This is a genomic window from Bacillus mesophilum, from assembly GCF_008923265.1.
In the GTDB taxonomy this organism is placed as follows: domain Bacteria; phylum Bacillota; class Bacilli; order Bacillales; family Cytobacillaceae; genus Cytobacillus; species Cytobacillus mesophilum.
Map to the genome: position 1 here is coordinate 111,572 of NZ_WBOT01000001.1, position 24,154 is coordinate 135,725.

Here is a 24,154-nt window from a genome sequence, read left to right on the forward strand (position 1 = left end):
TGATAATAATTTAATATTATATGTTCTATTGCAAATTATCTTAAATTAATTGAATTGTGATGATTTGTCTAAGACGGTAGCAAACTGACTGACATTTTCTTATATTCTCAAAAAAATGATATAATGTAAACTAAAGGGTATTTATATACGATCAGCTGCCGATTCAGGCAGCTTTTCTAATGTAATAAAGGAGCATATAGTTATCGAAATTGGTGTATTAAAAGTAAAACCAAACTAATTTCATTTGATAATTATGAAGTTTATGACAGGGAGAAAATCTAAATGAAAAGGCATGTTGGATTATTACTCACCATTTCGGTAATTGCAATTTCTTTTGCAGCAATTTTCGTGAAGTGGTCTGATGCACCCTCTTCGATTCTAAGCATGTATCGAATGTATTTTGCATGTGCATTATTATTACCCGTAGTATGGATAAAAAGAAAAGAATTTATTAATCTTTCAAAAAGGAAATGGATGATATTATGTACTGCTGGTATTTTTTTAGCACTCCATTTTACTTTATGGTTTGAGTCCTTAAAACTAACCACAGTGGCTAGTTCCACCATAATACTTTCACTACAGCCAATAGTCGCTTTGTTAGGCGGTTATATTATGTACAAAGAAAAAACGGGTAAATCTACTTTACTAGCTATTGGTATTTCGATTATAGGAGTGATCATGGTAGGATGGGGAGATTTTGGATTAGAAAATCGATCGGTTATTATTGGTGATATACTATCCTTTTTAAGCGTATTAGCAGTAGTCGGTTACTTGTTAATCGGACAAAACAATGTAAAGAGAATCTCTCATTGGATATATAGTTTTTGTGTATTCTTATTTGCAGCCATTACATTAAATATATACAATCTCTCAGCGGGAATTCCAATTGGCAATTATGAGCCAAGGGAATGGGGTATATTTTTGTTATTAGCAATTTTCCCGACAATTGCACATGTGATTTACAACTATTTACTAAGTTATGTGAATACCACTACTGTTTCTATGAGTATTTTAGGAGAACCTGTGGGGGCAACCATTTTAGCTGTAATCATTTTAGGTGAGTCTGTAATAGGTATGCAGATTGCGGGAGGTTTCGTAGTTTTAGTAGGTGTATTTTTCTTTTTAATTCAACAAAGGAAATCACCTTTACTAAATCAATCATAAATTGCATATCGAAATACAATTATAGAAGAAACAAGATGAATTGGATATATTTAACAAACGAATTTATCTATAATTGTTCTCAAATTCTTTTCAGGATTAAGTAATGATGGACTATTCGAAATAAATGCGATACTAGCAGTGATTGTTAAAGATAGCTGCAAATCTAGGTGCTTTTCTTATTCTAAAAGACAGTTATGGAAAGTTAACGGAGTAAAAAGAAGTTAAATCCATTTATTTCTTTCTATTAACCTTTATGGATGAATTGCTTAACTTTGGATTTCAAAAGATTATTATGAACCTAATAGGCCTTCTAACAGCTAGGTATTTCTCTAGCTGTTTTTATTTTTTTATTGGACTATTTAAGTTTTTAAAAGCAGAATAGTTGCTTAATTTCAATATCATATTTACTCGACTTAGCTACTATATAATTTAATAATGATAGTTATAATTCAACCAGTATCTTCATAGCTACACTCACCAATACATACGAGTAAATGTATGATACAACCTAGTTAAATTTGTTTTTCATATTCATAGCCGAAAATACGATATTGTCTGTTACTATTCATTTCTTCTAGAAGCAAAATTCTCCCACATACTTGTGTATCTGTTTACTTTTCTTTTCTCAATATCGTATTCATCAGGTTAGATCACTCTTGGATAATCAGGTATAAATTCAAAAATTCATTTTATTTGACTAGGGTCAGTAAAATGAAATTTATAACTTTAAATAATACTCTCTTTACATCTGACCTTCGTCAGTTATATAATGTTCCTTGTGTTCTTAATGAACAAAATTAAAGGAGGAACAACTATATGGCACACACAAATAATAAGCTTTGGTCTCTTTCTTTTGTTTTTGTAATGATTTCCAATGCTTTAGTCTTTATGATCTTTGAAATGTTATTACCTACACTTCCGTTATTTGTTAACGAGCTTGGAGGGGGTGCTGGTCAGGTTGGTTTAGTAACAGGTATTTTCACTTTATCTGCCATATTGATTCGTCCATTTTCGGGGCTGCTTGCAATTAAATATGATAAAAAAGTACTTTTAATTTTGGGTATATTAATAAATGCCCTTGCAACAGGAACATATTATCTCTCTGGGGATATTACAGTGTTATTGTTCATTCGTTTAGTTCATGGTGCGGGATTTGGATTAATAACAACCTATTTTGCGACGCTTGCGGCTGAAATAATTCCTAGTCACCGTAGAGGGGAAGGGATTGGGTATTTTGGACTTGGAGAGACTGTTGCTATATCTGTCGGACCGATGATCGGAACTATGACGCTGGAGTTATATGACTTTCAGAGGTTATTTCTAGGTGGCATGGCAGTTCTTCTCCTTGCTGTTATAATGGGCTTTTTTATAAAGCGAGCGCCTGAAGGGAAAGAACGAGATAAACATGCAAGTGTAAAAGTGAAACTATTTGAGAAAAAAGTTCTATTCCCAAGTATACTAATCCTCTTAGTCGGGTTAGCAGCAGGAGGAATTATGTCTTTCATTTCTCTTTATGCTATTGATAAAAATTTTTCTTATGTAGGATTGTTTTTCTTCGTTATTGCGGTGGCAACTTTTTTAATTCGATTAATATCAGGGAAGCTGTTTGATTTATACGGTCCTTCTATTATCCTTATACCAGGATCCATTTCTTCTATTGTTGGCTTAGCTATACTATACTTAGCGGGAAATGATAGCATGTTTTTTATAGCAGCTGTTTTTTATGGATTAGGATTTGGTTCATTATTACCAGCTATCCAAACCTGGTGTTTAAATTTAGTACAGGAGCATGAACACGAGGATGCGATGGCTACGTTCTACAACTTTTTTGACTTAGGTATTGGAGGAGGTGCCATGTTACTTGGATTAGTGGCTGCAGCAGCATCCTATCAAGAGATATATCTTGTTGCTACCATTACTTATATTGTGTTTCTAGCAACATACATGATATATTTGCTTTCAAAAAGACAAATAAGTAAGGTTGGTATGAAAAATGATAAAAAAGAAAATACAGCAAGTGGCAATTAAACATTTTTATGAATATGGCTACGAAGGTGCAAAGATGGCACAGATTGCCAAAGATTTAGATATAAAAAAACAATCTCTCTCCTATCATTTTAATACGAAAAGGGATTTGTTTATTGAGGTTTACAGTAAAGTTATTGAGGAAGAAATATTATATATACAAAACTTTTTTAAAAATCAGTCAAATATTTCACCAAAAGAAAAATTGCTCAGTTATTTAAAAGAAATAACATTAAGAACACATGTAAAACCAAATACTGCCTTTCTTCAAAGAACGTCATATTCAGCACCTTTAGAAATCGAAGCTTTTGTTGCTACTCAATACCTAACTTATTTTTATACGTTAAAAAACGAGGTAAGAAAAGTTTTTGAAGAAGAGACTTTTAGCTATAGTTCAGATGATTGTACTCTTGGTTATATCACACTTTTCGATGGGTTAATTGTCCATTTACTATACAATACAAATCAATCCTTAGAGTATTCATTAGACGTTTCTTTCAATATATTTTGGAACGGTATATCTCCTAAAATATGATTAAATGAGGAGAACACTAAGTTTTAAAAATAGTTATAATTGAAACAGGATAGATTTGTATAACTGCCATTAATACTTGTAAGTTTACTGGTTAAGATGGTTGCTTTGTTCTCACAAAACTTTAGATACAAAGAAATATTACTTGTCAAAAGAATTAAAGAAGCAGCAGAACATGGGGAACTCATTGCATTGCAACACTATACATGGTGGGATATAGCTAGTTGATAGAAGATTTTACAATGTTATGATTTTGCATTAACTGGGTCTTTAGCTAGCTACAATTCCAATATTAAAGTATAGATTGAAGAGAACATCGAATCTCTTAAAGTTAGCAATAAAACATATGTAATCAGTTAGAATCAACACCTTCCAACCCAAACAAAAAGTATTTGGGTCGGGAGGTGTTTTATATGAAGTAGGTATAAACTAGTTTATTCTTCAATTTAGGTGCAAAAGTAAAGGGAACACGCAGTTTGTGAAAAACTGTACTTAAACTAATGGGTGCTATCGTTCAAGTTCGGCTGCCTAAACTAGGCGGCTTCTAATTCCATAACTGGGGCAGGTTTATGGAATAAGTAAGTACTTATCAGTTAAATTTGCCTCTTACTTTATATGTATCATTTATAATTCTTCAGAAAAGAGTGTTCTATAATAGTAAAACAAGTTTATTAATATTTGCAAAACAAGTAACCAAATGGAAGGTTGCGTGTTATAAGATAACTAGAAATATATCATCTCTAGTTGATCCTATAATACGACAGGGCGCTTCTTGAGAAAGAACGTGTATATTTTATATGCACCAACACAAAAAATACTTCTAACTTTGATTCTTTCTGCTGTTCTGGGAAAGAATTTTAGTTTATTTTGTAAACCAAGCTTTAGTTAGTTTCTCTATCCCTGAAATAATTTCATCTGCACTCATTCCACCAAATCCAATTAGAATAAGTGGGTTTGGAGCTTGGTTCTGTTGTACCCAATATTTTAAGGTTGGGTACACTTTTACTTTTACTTTCTTTGCCAGTTCAATCAAGTTTTCTTCAGTATCTACCCTTGTTATTTCCAGTAAGATGTGTAATCCTGAATCTCCTCCAATAATATTCACTTTATTTCCCATTTGTTTCATAATGGCTTTACAAAGGATCTCATTTTTTTTCTGATAAATGCTTCTCATTTTGCGAAGATGTTTTTGCCAATGACCTCTTTGCATAAATAAGTACAATGTTTTTTGATGTATTTTAGAAACAGTCTGCTCGTACATATTAAATTCTCTTTGATATATTTCAAGCAAAGGCTTGGGTAAAACCATATATCCTAACCGAATGGACGGTAAAAGAGACTTTGAGAAAGTACCTAGATAGATTACCCTATCGAACGTATCTAACCCTTGAAGAGCTGGAATAGGTTTCCCTTTATATCTGAATTCACTATCATAATCGTCTTCTATAATATAACCATTCACTTGATTAGCCCACTGTATTAAGTTCATACGGGCAGCAATAGGCATAACGTTTCCAAGTGGAAATTGGTGCGATGGTGTTACATACACGAAACGCGCATCACTTTGCCGCAGTTTAGACAGACTAATTCCAGATTCATTTACCTCAATATCTTTAATTTGAAAGCCGTGGTGGTTAAAAATTGCTCTAGCACCATCGTATCCTGGATTTTCAATTGCAATTGTTTTTTTTTCTTTGAAACCGATGATTAAACAAAGTAAACTCAGTAATTGCTGTATGCCCCCGCCGATAATAATCTGAGTCGATGAACATGATACTCCCCTTGATTGATACAAGTATTTTGCAAGTTCCAAACGGAGTTCAGGTTCTCCCTGTTGAGAACCATATGAAAATATATCATTATCAAATAGTACCTGGTTATTTAAATTCCGCCATAATGCAGTAGGGAAACTATCTTGGTCAACTTTGCCCATACGAAAATCATATTTATAATCGAAGTTGGTTTTCTCAGTTTTTTTGTAATCTTCGAATGTTCCTGGATCACTGTGTTTTAATATTAGGAATTGCTGATCATACTCAATCACGTATAAACCACGTCTAGGCCTACTCTCAATATAACCTTCAGCAATCAATTGTTGATAAGCAGTATCTACAGTGTTTTTGCTGATGTTTAGGTGGTTTGATAAATTTCGAATAGATGGTAACTGTGTGCCGGGAGAGAGCCGTCCTATTTCGATATCCCCTTTTATGTATTCATAAAGTTGAGTAAATAAGGGTTCGTTAAGATTTTTGTCCAAATTAGGCATCATTTCCATATACCAATTAATCCTCCTTTTCTGTACCTATGAATTTATAATAAACTGTACCTTTATAAAGGTACAGTTTAGTCCTATGATTAATGATATCAAAATAAGTTAAGAAATGGAGGGTTTTAGAATGATAACAAATTAAATTATAAGTCGACTAATTGATGATTTCAAAAAGTAATTAATTTTGCTAGGATATGCAATAACTTTATTAATACGTATGTAATTCTTTTACTTAATTTGATAGGGAGGAATAATAATGGAAATATATCAAGCTGTAATTGAAGATTTAGAAGGAGTTTCTATGTTGTTTAATCAGTACCGGGTGTTTTATCAGCAGACATCTGATTTAGAAGGTGCCAAGACTTATATAAAGAGTCGCTTAGAAAATAAGGATTCTGTAATATTTGTTGTTAAAGATAAAGAAAAATATATAGGATTTACGCAGCTATACCCTACATTTTCCTCCATATCTATGAAAAGAGCCTGGATTTTAAATGATTTGTATGTAGATGCAAAAGAGAGAAAACAAGGAACTGGGAAAAAGCTCTTACTTAAAGCGAAGGAACATGCTATTGAAACGGGTGCTAAAAGTATTAGTCTGAGTACAGCACAAGATAATTACTCTGCTCAAAGACTTTATGAAACTAATGGTTATGTATGTGATTCGCAATTTTATCAGTTTGAATTAAGTTTGATTTAATAAACGGTTTTTCATACATACTTTAAAGGAAGCTTTAAGATAGTGAAATAAGATAGTTGATTTAGCGGTCTTTTTAATGTTAAGGTCGGTTTTCCTTTTATAATACAATGAAACTTTAAAGTGGATTTGTGAACAAATATACTTAACAATATAGTGCTTATGTTTTAGATCGGCTGCCAAATAAGGCGGCCTTTCTTATGTAACAAACGGGGCAGGTTAATTTAAGAAGCATAGTAAGTTCTTCTAAATATTTTGGAAATAATTAAATTCCTGAGACTAGGATCCCAACTGTGTTAAATGGTGGTCAAGATGCTTGTAAATTCCTTTCCCCCATTGTTGGGGAGTAAGTTTTCCGAAAAAGGGATGTGGAAAACTTGTACAATTCTCTGGTCCATTCTTTTGGAATATTATAATTTTCTGTTTCAATATTTCCCTTTCTATCTCAAATTCCTTTTTGTCTGTAATTAAAATGCTAGGAATAGTGGACATATTGTGTGGTAAAGGTCTGTTATTATAAAAAATAGGTTTTGTAAACCTACCTCTAGTAGCCCTAACCAACCTCTTGGGACATTAGTAGCTCCCATAGCAATATCCTGAAAAGCTGAGCAATGAGCTAGCATTTGAGAGACATTCATTTGTCCCCATTCGGGCTGAGAATTTACACTTAAGTTTTCAATGCGTTTTAATATTTCATCTGTATAAATAAGGTCAAAAATATTTTTCATTAGAATAGCTCCTTTATATACTTTATCCAGACTAAATAAAAGATCATGTTTATTAACATAATAATTCAAGGTTATGTCTTTTTTATCCTTTTTCAACTTGGTGTTAATTGGCTGCTATTGTCATATGTAACAAACGGGGCTGGTTTGTTAATGAAGCAGAATAAGAACATTTAATTAAAAAGAGATAATAATTAATCGGAAATTGAATTTAAATTTATACGCAAGAAACAAATGGCAGTACATTCGAGTTTTTTTAATAGGAGTTAGTAGGCTAAAAAAAATTCTTATAGGATATTAGGATATTACATTGCTTCAAATGTAAGTACCATTTGTATAGCATTCTTGTAATTTTGTGGAGTTGAAAGATGTTTTTTGGATATATATTAAAATTAGTAGCTAATGAACTTTGTTTAAGAAGGAAATATGATATTTTATGTAGAAAATTTATTTAATTACAAATATTAGGAAGAGAAGAGGGTTAATATTGACAGTTTCTTTATGCTCAATCTCAAGAGACGAAAAGGGTGTTCTTCAAAATTTATATTCTCTATATTTGCATGATCTATCAGAGTTTACCGATGAATTAGACATATCATCAAATGGTTCATTTGAATTTGATTCAATTGAATTAATTTGGGAAAGAGAAGGTTTAACACCCTATTTTATAAAAAAAGAAGATGCAATTGTAGGGTTCTTATTATTATTAGAAAAACCATTTTTAAAAGAAAATTACGATTACAGTATTAACGATATCTTTATCTTGAAAAAGTTTAGAAGGAAAGGAATTGCAATTTTATTATTAAAGGAACTTTTTAAATTCAAAAAAGGCAATTACTATGTGATTGAATTAGCAAGTAATACACCTGCTGTTATATTTTGGAGGAAGGCTTATAGTGAGCTAAGTATTGAATTTGATGAAGAAAAGAAAATGATAGATGGAGAAAATTGCTTGGTTCAATCCTTTCATATTTAATCTGCTTAAATGTGATTCACGCTTCAAAGCAATTTACATGATTTAAAGAATACTTACATTGAATAGTCAGACACCAACGAAGCTAGAACGTGACAGTATTGTTTACAGGAATGTAATTAAATTTTGAGAAAACACTTCTTTATTTGATAATTAGTTTATTATATGAATTGTAATATTCTAAATATGTATCTGGAGGAGTAAATTGAATAACACACTTCGGTTTAGACTGGTATGTATTTATAAGGTTAAAGAGTAACGCTCTTGATAAAACTTAGTTAATTAGAATAATAAATAGAGAGAGGAGTTTTGATAAGTGCTCAAAAATAGAAAAATAATCGTAACAGGTGCGGCCTCTGGGATAGGAAAAGAAGTTGTCAAGCAATGCTTACATGAGGGTGCTTCAGTTATTGCATGCGATATTAATGAACATTCCTTATATGACTTAAAACGGTCAATGGATGATCGCTCTGATCTACATACATATCAATTAGATGTAAGTAACTATGAAGAGGTCGCTAAATTTTTTGTATATGTTGAAGCAGAACATTCTGATGTAGATGGTTTAGTTAATAATGCGGGGATTTATTTGGCGAAAAATATATTGGATTATCAAGTAGATGAAATTGATAAAGTCTTAGATATAAACGTTAAGGGATTTATTTATTTTTCACAAATGTTCGGCAAAAAATTGTTCCAAAGCCATCGTAAGGGAGTCATTATTAATATGTCCTCAGTGTCAGGCATGGAAGGCAGCTCAGATGCAATTTATGGGTTATCAAAAGCTGCCATACTAGGTTTAACTAAAAGCTGTGCCGTGAATTTCTCACCATACATCCGAGTCAATGCTGTTGCACCTACGATGGTTAAAACATCTATGATGGCTGCTATACCTGATTGGAGGAAAGAGGATTATTTGAGCCACCAACTCATTGATAAGCCTGTTCTACCTGAAGATGTGGCTGATACTGTTGTATTTTTATTATCAGATAAAGCAAAACATTATACAGGTGCAACATTCGATATTAATAATGGAATATACTTAAGATAAGACAATTTTTGTTATGCTTATAATACTTCCTTGAATATTTGCTATCCTATCTATGTGATTATAATGAAAGCATTCCTATAATAAGAAAAAAAGTGAAAAACGCACTTATGAATAAATCCCCTTAAATTATAGTATACTGCTTATGTTAAAGACAAGTGTTGCATGTAGTGGATTATTTTATGTTACAAACAGGTCAGGTTTGTTGAAAAAATAATAGTTAATCGATTATGAACGACAACGATTCTTAAAAAAGAATAGAGACATATCATTAATTTCAATATTAACGCCCCTATTTTGTAAATATAATTATTTATTAATCATCGTAGACATCGAATAAAAAACTGTACGTATCCTTTTTCCTTTTATGACATTTCTTTTTTGTGTGTAAAGAAATGGCTAATGATGACAAAATTAATATAGAACTATACATAAAAATTAAGCTCATTATTCCACTCAGTATGACCATCTAATATTCTCCTCCTGTCTATTTATACTCTAAGCTTAAATTGTGGAACTAGTTTCAATGCAAGAAGAATTTTCGTTAAAGGTGAGCATATGACAAATATTAAAGATATAGCAAAAATGGCAGGTGTATCAGTAACCACAGTTTCACGTGTAATAAATAATCAACCGTATGTAAGTGCTGAAAAAAAAGAGGCTGTTAAGCGTGCTATTGAGGAATGCAATTATCGACAGAATATAAATGCAGTTCATTTAAATAAAGGAAAAACCTTCCTTATCGGTGTTGCTATTCCTTTTTCAAATCATCCCTATTTTGGGTTGTTAGTTGAAGGTATAGCTAACGCAGCTGTAAATAACAACTATAAGTTAGTTCTGTTTCAGACCAATTATGAAGAAAGCCGAGAGATTGAAGCTTTAATGATGTTAAAACATAAGCAAATAGATGCTTTAATCATCTGTTCTAGAATTTGTGGATGGGATATTATTGATGAATATGTATCTTATGGTCCGATTGTTTTATGTGAAGATGCTAGAGGCAGAAGAGTATCTTCAACATTTATTGATCATTACAAAAGTTTTTCCATAGCTTTAGAATATTTACACAACAAGGGGCATCATAAAATTGGTTATTGTATTGGTAGAAAAACAGGAACCAATAGTAAACAAAGAGAATTGGCTTATAGAGATTTTTGTATGAAATTGAATCAGCCATTAAAACCAAATTATATTTTTTACGATTGCTTTAACTTTGAAGATGGGGAAAGAGTAGTAAAACGTTTAATTAGTATGAGCAATCCACCGTCAGCGCTATTGATTTCAAGCGATCAGGTAGCTGCCGGCATTTCAACCTGCTGTAAGGAACATAATATCTTAATACCAAACAAGCTTGCGCTAATGGGATTTGATAATCAGCCAATAGCCAAAATTATGAACATAACTACTCTAGAAATTCCTTTAGTTGAGGTCGGAAGAAATCTATTTCTTCAAGCAATTGAGAACAATGACAGTTCTCACCAAGAAATATCAGTTAAATTAATTGAACGGCTGACCGTGTGATATAGAAATCTACACAGGTACTATTTATAAGATATTCTTATCTGACCAATCTATAAAATCGAGTATTATGATTAGCGGAAGATATGATAATGCAATAGGTGGTTGATAGGTACAAATAAAAACTTCTCGACAGTAGGAATATCATTAGGCTTAGATGTAATTTATACGGTTTTAAGTTCATTTGAGAAGGATTTAAGAGAGAATGCGAATAAAGATTTTTATATAGTTCCACTAGGTACTCAAAAAGAATCCTTATTGGTAACAAATTATTTAAGAAATAAAGGCTATTAAGTCGAATATGAAATGAGTAACAAAAAATTAGGCAAGGCCCTTGCAAAAGCAAATAAAGAGAAGATACCTTACGTAATTTTTTGGAGAGAATGAGGTGAAAAATAATCAATTCAAAATAAAGATATGTTTTCAGGTGAAGAGATGGTTGAATCATATCTGTTTAACTAATTTAAAATTCTGTCGGTAATTAATTTCATAATCAGCTGGCAAACCAAGTGAATCTTTCTCGTTCAACAAAACCAGCTAATAGTTTGTCAAAATTTTTCATGAAAAATTTAAAATATCTCATGTTATACTAAAAATAAGCATACCTAATAACCCTCCGTAAGTACTTTTTGGAAGGTTTTGGTTATTTTTTTATATTATCCTAATCTATATCTAGGAAAGTAGTTTTGTTCTTTAAAAGGGCATATATCCAATGTAAAAGCTTATTTACGCACGCTATTACGGCTACTTTAAAAGGCTTACCTTCATCACGTTTCTTGTCATAAAACTCTCGTATTCTCTTGTTTCGCGGGATGATTTCATCAGTTGTTTTCTTTTTACGACAGTCACGAATAGCACAACGAACTGCCATATATAAGGCGTGACGAAGCCTGCTGGATCCTCTTTTGGTGATTCGGTTTTTAGTGGCTGTAAACTTACCAGATTCGAATACACTAGGATCAACTCCAGCGAAAGCTACGAGCTTTTTAGGATCAGTAAATCGATCTATCTCTCCAATTTCTGAAATGATCGTGGCCGCGATTTTTTCTCCTATACCATGGATAGATTTGATAATATTATATTCTTCAACGCTTTTAGCGAGGGCATCTATCTCGGACTCTAACTTGGATAGGTGCTCTTTATATTGAAGAATGATATTGATATACATATCTAGACTTAAAATGTGGCTCTGATAAACGGTCTTTTCGAAAGGGTTTCTATTAGCTGAAGCCTTGAGCTGAGTAGCTTTTTCTTTAGCCCATCGATGGGAACGACTTTTGCATAACTCAGCGATTTTGTCGGCAATTGTTTCTTCACTTGCACCTAAGATATCTTCAGATGAGGGAAACTCAGAAAGAGTTAATAGTGATACGACCGAATATAAGTCACCAAAAATACCTCTGTATTCAGGAAAAACCTGATCTAGGATTGCTTGAAATTGTAGCTTTGTTTGAATCAATACACCAGTAATATTTTCGTGCTGCCTTGTAAGATTCCGAAGGTTTAATAGCTGCACACCACGCTTCTTATACGGCTCTAAATCCTCCTTATAAAACAGCTCGCAGAGATGATAAGCATCTATCGCATCTGTCTTTACTTTCCGAAGACTTGAACTTTTAGCCTTATAAGAAATCAACGGATTAATGATTATCATTAAATACCCACGGTCCTCTAAGTATTGAACAACGGAGGAATGATAATGACCTGTTGCTTCTAGAACTATGGGAGGTTTTCTGCCGGTTTCCTCCTTAATCACCTCCAAAACTCTACAAGTAACTCAAGACCTTCTATAGTATGAAAAACTTTAAAACTCTTACGATATGGTTTGCCTTTATCTAAAAATGCCTGAACTTGACTTTCCCCTTTTGAAACATCCAGACCAATGACTGGATTCAACTAAAATCTCCTCCTAAACTAGTCATGTGGCAGTAACCCCTAATCCTCCATGCAGTATCACAGCTTCGCTTGTTATACGAGATCTAAGTCCCAACCAGCCTCAATCATGTTTCTACAAGTAGGGGGCGAACGGTTTTGTTGACGGGGTCAAAGCCCCACGGGCAGTTACGTTCTACCCTGGCTACTGATATAATACGACCAAAATAAATAAGGTCATTTAGCATTCTGGTTAACCTTATAATACGTACGGGGCAGGATTATTTAATAAGAAAAGTCATAACTCAAAACATTTTCAGGGAAGGCTTTCTCTCTGCATTTATTCCAACAATTGCAAGATAGTAATTCCAGCGCATTATATAATGAATGTAGGACTTTCATTATCAATGAAAGCCCTGCTATTTAATAACAAGTTAATAATTTATCGAGTTCCGTCTCCACCTTCAGCAAAGATAGTACTGCCGGAAACGAACTTAGCCATATCGGATGCTGCAAATACCGCTACACGAGCTACATCATCCGGTAGACCCAACCTTCCTAATGGAATGAGTTTTTCATAAGCAGTATAGGCAGCATCCATCTCTTTATCAAGAGCTCGCTTTGCGTTGATTCCATCTGTAGCGCTAAGTGCAGGTGTAATTGCTACTGCTCGAATGCCTTTCGGACCTAGCTCTGTTGCAAGACTTTTTGTCAGACCAGCAACACCGTGTTTTGTTGAAACATAGTGAGCAGAGTTATAGCCATCGCTCGTCTTGAATGCAGCGAGAGAAATTATGTTAATGATAACGCCTTCAATATTTCGCTCTATCATTACTTTGGCTGCTTCTCTAGATCCGATAAATACTCCAGTCAAGTTTAGTTTATGGATTGTTTCCCAATCTTCATCTGTAATTTCTAAAATTGGCTTCACTGGGTAAATTCCTGCATTGTTTACCCAGATATCCAATCTATCTGTCATAGCAACTGCAAAGGCTGTTAAATCTTTAATACTTTGTGCATCAGAAACATCAAGTTTTGTGGAATAGTGGTTCCCGCCATATTCTGATAAAGTTTTAACTGCAAATTTAGCAGCTTCTTCATTTAAATCCCCTACAATTACATTTGCTCCAGCCTCAGCTAATCTTTTGCTTATACTCAGACCAAATCCAGAAGCACCACCTGTAACAACAGCTGTGCGTCCTTTAAGAGACATAAGTTCCTGCAATGATTTGTTTGTAACATCACTAATAGCCATGATTTACCACCCCTATTTAAGATATTAAAGCATATTAAGTATAGTTCTAAACTGATAATAATGCAAGATACATGTTGATTTATAATTACTTGGTATAATAGATATAAAACAATTTGAAATAGGAGAGATATTAATGGAAAGTGACTTTGATGAAGTTGAAAAAAACTATAGTGTTTTGATATGGCGAAGGGTAATGGAGATTTATAGAAGTAACACAAACGGAACTAACCAGATCTTATATCCATTTGGACTATCAAACGCTCAGATGGATGTCATATGTAGGGTGGGAGAATATAATAGGATTTCTCAAAAAGAGTTAGCATCTAAGCTAGTGGTAACAAAAGGTAATATCACTCAATTATTGCAGAAGCTTGAGAAGGATGGTTATATATCAAGAGAGAGGGAATGGAAAACAAATTATCTTTCCCTTACTGAAAAGGGAAATGACCTATATATTAAATTCGAACCTGAGCTGGTAGATTTTCAAAGGAAATATTTTAATTGTTTGACAATAGATGATAAAGAAAATATATTGCGTATTTTAAATAAGCTGGAATAACTATCATTCTGTACCTCACAACAGATGTACAAGATTATAGACTGAAATACCTATATTCTAGTGGGAAGGCATCTAAAAGAGAGCGAAGAAAGTTACTAATGTATCCATTATAGAGAATTTTGAATAAAAGCACTTAAACAATATGGATATTTAGTTAGAATAAATAACAACTATTAAAACAAATATAATAGTTTGTTGCAAGTACAATTATGCTACTAAAAGTATTCCCGCTCCTTATTTAGAGCGGGCTTTTAATTTCTATAAAAAGAAAGTTTTTTTTTGAGAAATACAAAAAAAAGTATTTAATAACAAAAAACTCGCTATTTTACTGAGAGTCTTTTAGTGTTACTAAACTAATTAAATGGGATCTAGGATTTTTGATCATTTATAAAGTCCGCGTGTTTAAAACCCCAATCACACATATCGACCAATACTGTTGTTAGTGTTGTAGCATGTTTAGTCAAACTATATTCAACTCTGGGTGGAATTTCTTTATATACTTTACGTTCTACAAGACAATCTTTTTCAAGCTCTCTTAGTTGATTTGTAAGCATCCCTTGTGAGATTCCTGGTAAGGAACGCTTAAGTTCTCCAAATCGTTTTGTGCCGTCGTATAATAGAATATATAGAATAAGCGGCTTCCACTTTCCTCCTATAACATTTAGCGTAGTTATGATTCCGTCAGATCCCTTGTCTAGCTCATTATTCATCAGATTATTTCAACTCCTGTTTAAGTGAACTAGCCATAAATTAAATCAAAAATGTTTATTTGTTTGAACAAGAATAATTAATTTAGACTTTAACACTTATTATACTCTGTGAAAATTCAATATAATAGTATGTTTTTTATGACTATGTATGAAAACAAAGCCTACTTGTACGATAAATTAGTTTAGTTATACTAAACATGAATACATGTTAAGGAGGAAATTATGGTTAAAACAAATAGAAAGATCGGAATTTTAGGAACAGGTAATGCAGGAACAACTCTTGGTGCTAAATGGAAAGATGTGGGTTATGATGTTGTTTTAGGCTCACGTAACCCTCAAAAACATAACGATAAAGAGCTTCCTGTTAAAAGTTTAAAGGAAGCAGCCGAATTTGGTGACATCCTTGTAAATACTACACCCGGTGAAGTAACTCTAAATATCTTAAAAGAGATTGGAGAAGAGTTGCTTAACGGAAAAATCTTAATTGATGTTTCCGTTGCGATGACAGAAGACTTTTCACTCAAATATAAAGAAGAATCTGGAGCAGAGATCCTTCAGCAAGAATTTCCGAAGGTAAAAGTAGTGAAGTCACTTGGTACTATGACTTCTACGATTATGGTTGAGCCTTCAATATTGGAAGCACCAACTACCGTTTTCATATCAGCAAATGACGTTGAAGCGAAGGAGATAACTAGTCAATTGCTTAATGACCTAGGCTGGTCACCAGAGTCGCAGTTAGATCTTGGAGATCTTAAGACTGCTCGTGGGCAAGAACAGTTTACTGCGATGTATTTTGCATTAACTAATGCTCTCGGTAGTGATATTTTTAATATCAAGGTATATCTTGAGAAGAAATAATTTGGTCATATAGCACTCACTATAATGAGGATATGATAAATATGTAAAATGAAAAAGAGACTTTTTAAGTTTTCTTTAACTTGATTTTTTTAATACAATTTTCCCCTCAACTGGATGATATGTTTTATTACAAATTATCTTAAAATAAGATGAATTGAGATGATTTGTCTGTGGACGGTATCAAACTTACTGGCATTTGCTTATAATTTCGAATAAAATGTTTAAACTAAATGGTATGTATATTTACGATCAGCTGCCGATTCAGGCAGCTTTTCTAATATAAAAAAGGGACATATAGTTAACGAAATGGATGTATGAGTAGAGAAATCTAATTGATTTCTGTGCAGTTTATACCAGGGAGAAGATGTAAATGAAAAGATATGTTGGATTGCTAATAACCATTTCGGTAATTGCAATTTCTTTTGCAGCAATATTCGTTAAGTGGTCTGACGCACCTTCTTCGATTCTAAGTATGTATCGGATGTATTTTGCATGTGCATTATGATTACCGGTAGTATGGATAAAAAGAAAAGAATTTATTAATCTTTCAAAAAGGAAATGGATGATATTATGTATTGCTGGTATTTTTTTAGCACTCCATTTTTTATGGTTTGAGTCCCTAAAACTAACTACAGTGGCCAATTCCACCACAATACTTCACTACAGCCAATGGTGGCTTTGTTAGGAGGGGTTTTATTATATACAAAGAAAAAGCGGGTAAATCTACTTTGCTAGCTATTGGTATATCAATTATAGGAGTGGTCATGGTAGGGTGGGGAGATTTAGGTTTAGAAAATCGTTCGGTTATCATTGGTGATATACTACCCTGTTTAAGCGTATTAGCAGTAGTCGGCTACTTGTTAATCGGACAAAACAATGTAAAGAGAATCTCTCATTGGATATATAGTTTTTGTGTATTCTTTTTTGCTGCAATTACATTAAACATATACAATCTCTCGGCAGGAATTCCGATTGGCAATTAAGAGCCAAAAGAATGGGGATATTTTTCTTATTAGCAATTTCCCCAACAATTGCACATGTGATTTACACCTATTTACTTAGTTATGTGAATACCACTACTGTTTCAATGAGTATTTTAGGAGAACCTGTGGGGGCAACCATTTTAGCTGCAATCATCGTAGGTGAATCTGTAATTGGCATGCAGATTACGGGAGGTTTGGTAGTTTTAGTAGGCGTATTTTTCTTTCTAATTAAACAAAGGAAATCACTTTTACAAGATCAATTATAATTTGAATATTAATAGCTGTTATTTGAATGCTTTGACAAGCAAGGTTATACATGTTAGTTTATTATCGCTATTATTTACTAAATGTCCCGAACAGCGATGATAGATAACCAGTTGGCAAAATTACTAATAATATCAGGGCAGAATTAAAAATTCTTCATTGAAAGCAAGTGAATTGGATGGGAAGTTCACTTGACTGATTATTTTTTTATTTTCTCATTTTCATTTGAATGGTACTATCAAAACTCTTATTCATATTGATAAATGAGAGAAACACAGCTCGCTCATAGATTCTACAGCAGAACCCAGTAATGATCTGTGAGACCATTGGGTTATTAATATACTAATAAGCATTGCTTTGAAATGAATGAAATTCATTCACTTTTGAATTAAAATTATTTTGAAGTAATTGGAACTAGAAACATATAGTTTTAAAGTTATAGAAAGAGGAGTTTTATTTAATTTTTATAATGATGAATTAATTCGAATAACCAAGGCTATCTCAGATATAAAAATGAAGTTATGGAGGAATCTAAATGTTTAAATTGAATGATCGTGTTTTTTATCCTTTCTACGGCGTAGGTTTTTTTATTAACGTAGAAGAACATGATATCCAAAGAGAATTACAAACATATTATAAAATTTATATTCCTGATAAGCAGTTAGATATATTTGTACCAATCGATAATGCACAAAGGTTAGGATTGCGACGAATAGAGAAAATAGAAAATTTAGATTCGATTAGCAATATAGAATATAATTACAAAGATCATTTTGAAGTACTTGGGGATAATAAGAAACAAATATTTTTGAAGAAATTAAGATTAGGAACCCTTGAAAACCACCTGCAATTAACGAGAGATTTGCAATATACTATTTGGGCGAAGATTAACTTACATTACGAAGAAAAAAATCTTTTGAAAATTGCTCATAATATGTTTGTCCAAGAAATAAGGGATGCTGTAAATCTATCAGAAAAGGAGGCAATTGAGTTCATCGAAAAAGACTTCAAAGAAATTTTAAAAAATTATATTTAGTAATAAAAACATGAAGATAGAAAAAGAAAAAATTTTGTTAAGGAAATAAAAGTGTTAATACGGGATCATTTACCTGAATAACTATAACTTTGCAATTAGGTATTTCTAATTTAAAGAAGAGTCTATTTCTATCTTAAAAGTATGTACTTTACCAAAAAACAAAAAGTGATGCTGGATTAAAAGGAATGATTACTTGATATAAAACGCAGAAAAAAAGGTTACTTGGTTACTAAACAGGAATTTAGGTGTCGGCAATAAAAGGATTGGAGAGCTGTTACGATTTAGTAATGGAGCTGGTGCCATTTTATATTTTGAATATTTAAGGCTACTGAGAAGAGTTAGATAAAACAAGGATTTTATAATTTGAAAAATACGAATCAAACTCTACTTTCATTAAGGGTACTAAATACAAGTTACATAAACACTATGGATTTGCAATGGACCCCTTATCTGAAATAAATTAAGAAACAGCTCTTTTAAGTGAAATTACAAAGTATGGAATGTCAACACTAAACTGGACAAAAATTATAAGGTCTTCTTCTTAAATTCCATAGGCGTTAAATAGCCTAGTGTTCCGTGAATTCGAATGTTGTTGAACCAATGAACATAATCATCTAGTTCAAGAGAGAGCTACTCAAGGGAAGAGAAATGAGCTCCATTAGCGAATTCTGTTTTAAATACCTTAAACATCGCTTCAGAAACAGCATTATCATAAGGGCATCCTTTCATGCTCAATGATCTCTGAATCCCAAATGTTTCGAGTGCCTCTAAAATCAGTTTGTTATCAAACTCTTTTCCACGGTCTGTATGAAACATTTTGACGTCATTCAAATTCGCTTGAATGCTTGCAATTGCTTGATACACAAGGTCTTCGGTCTTATTTACACCCGCACTATGGCCAATGATTTCGCGATTGAAAAGGTCGAAAAATAAGCATACATAATGCCACTTTTTTCCGACACGGACGTATGTTTAATCGCTGATGATAACAGCTAAATGTTCGTCTTGCTTAAATTGACGATGTAATTCGTTCTTCACAGGTGCTTCATTACATGTTGATTTGTGTGGTTTAAATTGCGCCACTGTGTAGGTTGAAACAAGTCCCATTTCGTTCATAAATCGTCCAATTCGACGACGTGAAACTTGCTTTGGTTTTGGTAACTTCGCTAATTCTTTCTTGATTTTACGTGTCCCATAGTTGTTGCGACTTTCTTTGAAAATACGAGAAATTTCTTTAGAAATCTCTTTATCTTCGGCTTTCTGTGCACGTTGAGCTGTTACATCGGCATGATAATAATACGTACTGTTTGGGATATCGAGGACGTTGCACATTGCTGATACCGAATATTTGTGAGCGTTATTTTGAATCACATTTATTTTCGTCCCATGATCAGCGCGGCTTGCATTAAAATCTCGTTCTCCATCAGTAAACGCTGGTTTTCTTTGCGGAGACGTATTAACTCTGATTCTTCTTCTGTACGATTATCTTTTGCAGCGAAAGAACCTGTTTCACGATGTTTTTTAATCCAACGATCTAAAGCAGAGGGGGTAATATCATATTCTCTGGCAATATCCGCACGCGATTTACCATTTTCATATAGCTTCACTAATTGGAGTTTAAATTCGGGAGTAAAAGTTCGCCGTTGACGTGACATCATAGCACGCTCCTTATATTGATAGTCTAAGTTTACAACCCCTTATTTTATCTGTCCAACTTAGTGTAGCCTATTTACATTGTTATTAATTAAGGAGAGTATAGAGTTGCGTAAAAAAGAGTCTTGTTCTCAAAATTAGAATAAGAATTGTAATTGAAATTTTTTAAAGGGATGAATGTCATTTGACTTTGAAATGCGTTATTGTTAATATCTTAGTGAATGAATGTCATTCATTTTAAAGGAAGGAAGTGTTTCTTATTTTAGAAAAGAAAGATCGGATAATACAAGCTGCAATAGATTCCTTTAGTAATAAGGGGATTGAAAAAACAACTATATCTGATATTGCTAAATTAGCGGGTGTTGGACAAGGAACATTTTATTTGTATTTTTCATCAAAGTTTTCTATTTTGCCTGCAATTTCAGAAGTATTAGTTGACAAAATTCATGAAGGAATAGAGAAGAATGTAAAAAGTAATAATTTTGAGGCACAATTGACAGAAATTATTGAAGTGATTTTTAGTATAATTGAAGAATATAGAGAGCTTTCAACTATCATTTATTCTGGTCTCACTCAATCAGAGCATATTAAAAGTTTAGGGGATATTTATTCTCCCATCTATCAATGGCTTAACAAATTTTTGTCAAAGTATAAAGAAGATGGAGTTATAAGATCAACAATCAATACCGAATACAGTTCTAAAATAATGCTCACCCTTATAGAATCTACTGCTGAACAAATCTTTATTTATAATGAACTGGAACCTAAGAAGATTTCTGAACATAAAGAAGAATTATTGACTTTTCTAAAACATGCATTAGGAATATACTAAAAAGTATATTCTGTACAAAAATGAATGAAATTCATTCATAAACTTAAAATAATTGAGGTAAACCAATATGAAACACATTAAGACAAGAGAAAATACATTAATAGTATTGGAATTAGAAACGTATAATCTTGATGTTATAAGAAGAGGAGTAAAGCTAGCTACTCTTATTAATGGACTCTGTTACATTATATTTTACGCTAAAAAAATAGATGAATTTAACTTAAATCTATCTTATGCACTGATCGAAGCTAAAAAGGCTAGTGAGCTCCTTAAGGCAGATGAGTTTATATTTAAATTTTATAAGTATGACAAAGAATTTATTGGAGACCTAAAAAAACATATTGAATCTTTAGAGATTACTCAACTTGTTCTGGCTAGAGATATAGAAAGTAGGTTAAATGAAATTTTCTATGGGTCTTATTCAAATTTTTTGCTAAAGAAGATTCCAAACACTGACTTGCATTTTGTGTCTTCCTCATCAAATAGTGAATTAAAAATTTCGTGGGGATATGATTCAGGAATATCTGGAATTTTATATAAAAATAACGATAATCAGAATATTTTATCTTTTTCAAGAGTCGATAAAAATACTATTCCAGGCATATTTTTTAAATGTAAATCTACCGATTTTAATAATGGTATTTTTATACACTTTAAAAGTGAAGAGTTAATTTATTATGATGTAACGGATAATCTTGCAACCAAATCTCAATTTCAATTGCAAGATTATTTATTATAAATTTTTATAGCTATGAATTAGATCATTATTATTTACTAAGCTACAGAACAATCGCTTCTCTTGTTCAAGCGATCACACAAGGGAAATATGATTTTTAGTAATCGGATGTTTTATTGATATTATTAGTAGTATTCCGAATTTGCTATGTCCATATATTTTTCTAGATAAACTGTTTATTTTAATCTTGCAATTGTGATGACCGCACCAAGCAATTACAGGTGAATAAAGTATATCGCGGTCATTGATCGGAATCATAATAATGTCCTCAATCCTCTTGAGCACACTTCTGGCACTAAAGGTGAGAAATAGCTGAAGATAGAGGGAATTTAGTTTTGTGGTTTACAGCGTCAGCACTTTTTTGATTGTTTTTACTTCTTTATTTTCTGGTGTTGGTATGGAATTCAGACTTTATAGTTATTTCTTATTTTTGTTGTCCTAATTCAATTGATTATGAAGATTGCCTTGTCAAACAACTATTTTAAAAAAAATTCTAAAGAGTATGTAGAAATTGAAATGCTTCTTTTTTCGGTATCATCAATAGATATTATTGATAAGATCCAAGAAAATCAAATAAGAAGAATAGTGAAGAGTGCATTTACAGCAACATTTTTTCTTGCTTTATTTTATCTGTTGTAATGAATGACAGCAATTTTATATTTGTCATTCGGACTGTCCCCTGTCAAGTAGACATCAGAAATAATAAAAATGATCTAAGCGGCTTTAGCTCTATACCCAATAGGGCTAAGGCCGTTAATCGTTTTTGGTACCTATTAATATAAAAGTCGATGTCATCATCTATCGCCAAAGACAGTTCCTCAAATGTCTTATATTTATGTAAATAATATTTCTCGCATTTCAGAGTTCAAAAAAAAGATTCCATTGGTCCATTATCAATACACCGACCAACTCGTGATATACTTTGTGTCATCTGGGCTGCATCTAACTTGCGTTTAAAAGCTTTAGAGGTTTATTGAAAACCACGGTCACTATGGATAAGTGGATGTTGGCCATTTAATTGTACTGTAGCTTGATTAGTGACTTAAATACAAGTTGATTGTTATCGGAGTGTCCTAGAACATAACTAACAATGGATCCATCTTATAGATCACTAATCGCACTTAAATAGGCTTTTTTTGTACGCCATACATAAATTCTGTAACATCCGTAACACATTTCTCATTTGGTTGCATAGCCTTAAACACACGGTTTAATATATTTTCAGCAACGTGTTGAGGAATAGAACGTTTACATTGCTTCTTCTTTACTCGTATAATTGAATGTAATTTAACACTCTCATTAATCGTTATATCCTCGTGTGATTCAGTTTCTCCCCAAACTTTCTATTCATATGTAGCGTCATTTAGCGATAACCAAAGATGCCATCCACTTTTTCATGAAGTTCTTTCATCTCTTTTATAATTTCCTCATTCAGAAGTTCACGTTCAGTAGGTGTTCGGTTAAGCCATTTATTGTAAGCAGCTCTAAAGCCGCTCTTCCCAAGTCGTTTTTCTTCCCTTAGTCATAGAACCGTCCTTGGTCGAATCTATTGAATTGGAATTAAAAAGAAGTTGATTTAATTCTTTTTAAATAAACAGGACACTATTTTTATAATAAATAAATTATAGAATGGATAACTTTCTGAAGTAATGTACTTCAAGTGACTGATGCTTATGTTTATCATTAGCTGCCAAATCAGACGGCTTTTCTTACGTAACAGAAGGGCAGATTAAAGGAACACAAAAACTGGTTTGCCGTATTAAAATATAGTGTGTTATGTTGTTTATCATTTTACTGAAAAGTTAATGTTAGCAATAATTCTATCTTAAGATGTTCTACTTTTAGCCCTGATTCACAGGTCAAAAAAATTTTTGAATATTGAATTGAATTTTTAAACAAAATAAAAGAAAAGTTAAAGGAGTATAACATGTTACAGACTTGCATAAGAATTTCTCTGTTTTTAGGTTCTTGGTTATCTGTTATTTTTCTCCCTGATAGGAAGGACTTGTTTACTAAGTACCTCCCAGTTTGCTTGTTTTCTTCTATGACTATAATGTGTCAAATATTTTATTTTACCAATCGAAAGTTATGGAAAGTTAAAGGGGGCAAAAAAAATCTTACACATACTGCATTACTATTAATATTTGGACCTTACTTGGTTTTGACAATATGGAGTTTTTATTTATCAAAAGGAAAACTTCATTTATTCGTCTTAATCAATTTAGTTGCTGATTTTATATATGCATTTCCGATTTTAACTTTACTCAAAAAGCTAAATGTTTATCACATTAAAGTCAAATCCATTTATTTCTTTCTATTAACCTTTATGGATGCAATGCTAAACTTTGGATTCCAAAAGATTATTGAGAAAATATACCCAATGAATAATAGGTCTACTAACAGCTAGGTATTTCTCTAGCTGTTTTTTAATTTTGAATATAGGAC

16 protein-coding genes and 4 pseudogenes are annotated in these 24,154 nt (G+C 32.3%); 14 read left to right on the forward strand and 6 right to left on the reverse strand.

All coding sequences use genetic code 11. From position 1 onward, the window contains the following. The first annotated feature begins 282 nt into the window (after positions 1-282). The 3 genes from F7732_RS00670 (at position 283) to F7732_RS00680 (ending at position 3,724) form a co-directional block, all read left to right on the forward strand. Positions 283-1,164: a DMT family transporter gene (locus F7732_RS00670; RefSeq protein ID WP_151571804.1), complete on the forward strand. Its 882-nt coding sequence runs from the start codon at positions 283-285 to the stop codon at positions 1,162-1,164. A gap of 816 nt (positions 1,165-1,980) precedes the next feature. Next, on the forward strand, positions 1,981-3,192 hold the full coding sequence (locus tag F7732_RS00675; protein WP_151571805.1) for an MFS transporter: 1,212 nt from the start codon (positions 1,981-1,983) through the stop codon (positions 3,190-3,192). Further along, positions 3,158-3,724 carry a TetR/AcrR family transcriptional regulator gene (locus tag F7732_RS00680; protein ID WP_151571806.1) on the forward strand — a complete coding sequence of 189 codons (567 nt, stop codon included), beginning with the start codon at positions 3,158-3,160 and terminating at the stop codon, positions 3,722-3,724. The genes F7732_RS00675 and F7732_RS00680 overlap by 35 nt, the downstream gene beginning before the upstream one ends. 859 nt (positions 3,725-4,583) lie before the next feature. On the opposite strand, the gene pdxR is transcribed toward F7732_RS00680, so the two are convergent. After that, the gene (gene pdxR, locus F7732_RS00685; protein ID WP_151571807.1) at positions 4,584-5,996 is read right to left on the reverse strand and encodes a MocR-like pyridoxine biosynthesis transcription factor PdxR; all 1,413 of its coding nucleotides are present in this window, start codon (positions 5,994-5,996) and stop codon (positions 4,584-4,586) included. Between the two features lie 250 nt (positions 5,997-6,246). Here pdxR and F7732_RS00690 point away from each other — a divergent pair, with 250 nt between their 5' ends. Continuing rightward, entirely contained in the window at positions 6,247-6,690 is a 444-nt protein-coding gene (locus F7732_RS00690) for a GNAT family N-acetyltransferase (protein ID WP_151571808.1), read from the forward strand. 276 nt (positions 6,691-6,966) lie between these two features. Here the strand turns inward: F7732_RS00690 and F7732_RS00695 are convergent. Next, positions 6,967-7,415: pseudogene (locus F7732_RS00695) on the reverse strand (DUF1569 domain-containing protein). A 484-nt stretch (positions 7,416-7,899) separates the two neighbouring features. Here F7732_RS00695 and F7732_RS00700 point away from each other — a divergent pair. The 3 genes from F7732_RS00700 to F7732_RS00710 all read left to right on the forward strand — a co-directional run bounded on the left by F7732_RS00700 (position 7,900) and on the right by F7732_RS00710 (position 10,954). Continuing rightward, the gene (locus F7732_RS00700; protein ID WP_151571809.1) at positions 7,900-8,388 is read left to right on the forward strand and encodes a GNAT family N-acetyltransferase; all 489 of its coding nucleotides are present in this window, start codon (positions 7,900-7,902) and stop codon (positions 8,386-8,388) included. Positions 8,389-8,701: 313 nt separating this feature from the next. Beyond that, positions 8,702-9,436 (forward strand): SDR family NAD(P)-dependent oxidoreductase, encoded by a 735-nt coding sequence (locus F7732_RS00705; RefSeq protein ID WP_151571810.1) that lies wholly within the window; start codon positions 8,702-8,704, stop codon positions 9,434-9,436. Positions 9,437-9,991: 555 nt separating this feature from the next. Further along, positions 9,992-10,954: a LacI family DNA-binding transcriptional regulator gene (locus F7732_RS00710; protein WP_151571811.1), complete on the forward strand. Its 963-nt coding sequence runs from the start codon at positions 9,992-9,994 to the stop codon at positions 10,952-10,954. 658 nt (positions 10,955-11,612) lie between these two features. On the opposite strand, the pseudogene F7732_RS00715 reads toward F7732_RS00710, so the two are convergent. Together F7732_RS00715 and F7732_RS00720 are read right to left on the reverse strand one after the other, a co-directional pair. Continuing rightward, positions 11,613-12,847, reverse strand: a pseudogene (locus tag F7732_RS00715) (IS110 family RNA-guided transposase). A gap of 418 nt (positions 12,848-13,265) precedes the next feature. Then, positions 13,266-14,078, reverse strand: a complete 813-nt coding sequence (locus tag F7732_RS00720; protein WP_151571812.1) for an SDR family NAD(P)-dependent oxidoreductase — start codon at positions 14,076-14,078, stop codon at positions 13,266-13,268. Between the two features lie 133 nt (positions 14,079-14,211). Here F7732_RS00720 and F7732_RS00725 point away from each other — a divergent pair, with 133 nt between their 5' ends. Continuing rightward, positions 14,212-14,637 (forward strand): MarR family winged helix-turn-helix transcriptional regulator, encoded by a 426-nt coding sequence (locus tag F7732_RS00725; RefSeq protein ID WP_151571813.1) that lies wholly within the window; start codon positions 14,212-14,214, stop codon positions 14,635-14,637. 368 nt (positions 14,638-15,005) lie between these two features. On the opposite strand, the gene F7732_RS00730 is transcribed toward F7732_RS00725, so the two are convergent. Next, positions 15,006-15,347: a winged helix-turn-helix transcriptional regulator gene (locus F7732_RS00730; RefSeq protein WP_151571814.1), complete on the reverse strand. Its 342-nt coding sequence runs from the start codon at positions 15,345-15,347 to the stop codon at positions 15,006-15,008. A gap of 222 nt (positions 15,348-15,569) precedes the next feature. Between F7732_RS00730 and F7732_RS00735 the strand changes: the two genes are divergently transcribed. The 4 genes and pseudogenes from F7732_RS00735 to F7732_RS00745 all read left to right on the forward strand — a co-directional run bounded on the left by F7732_RS00735 (position 15,570) and on the right by F7732_RS00745 (position 18,488). Further along, positions 15,570-16,205, forward strand: a complete 636-nt coding sequence (locus F7732_RS00735) for an NADPH-dependent F420 reductase (protein WP_151571815.1) — start codon at positions 15,570-15,572, stop codon at positions 16,203-16,205. A gap of 370 nt (positions 16,206-16,575) precedes the next feature. After that, positions 16,576-16,710, forward strand: coding sequence for a hypothetical protein (locus F7732_RS23360; protein ID WP_420837665.1), 135 nt, complete (start codon positions 16,576-16,578; stop codon positions 16,708-16,710). A 15-nt stretch (positions 16,711-16,725) separates the two neighbouring features. Next, positions 16,726-17,454: pseudogene (locus F7732_RS00740) on the forward strand (DMT family transporter). Positions 17,455-17,987: 533 nt separating this feature from the next. Next, positions 17,988-18,488, forward strand: coding sequence for a CarD family transcriptional regulator (locus F7732_RS00745; RefSeq protein ID WP_151571816.1), 501 nt, complete (start codon positions 17,988-17,990; stop codon positions 18,486-18,488). 525 nt (positions 18,489-19,013) lie between these two features. Here the strand turns inward: F7732_RS00745 and F7732_RS00750 are convergent. Further along, positions 19,014-20,146, reverse strand: a pseudogene (locus tag F7732_RS00750) (IS3 family transposase). Positions 20,147-20,391: 245 nt separating this feature from the next. Between F7732_RS00750 and F7732_RS00755 the strand changes: the two are divergent. Next, complete coding sequence (locus F7732_RS00755; RefSeq protein WP_151571817.1) at positions 20,392-20,973, forward strand: TetR/AcrR family transcriptional regulator; 582 nt, start codon at positions 20,392-20,394, stop codon at positions 20,971-20,973. A gap of 67 nt (positions 20,974-21,040) precedes the next feature. After that, positions 21,041-21,712 (forward strand): hypothetical protein, encoded by a 672-nt coding sequence (locus tag F7732_RS00760; RefSeq protein WP_151571818.1) that lies wholly within the window; start codon positions 21,041-21,043, stop codon positions 21,710-21,712. Positions 21,713-24,154 lie beyond the last annotated feature (2,442 nt).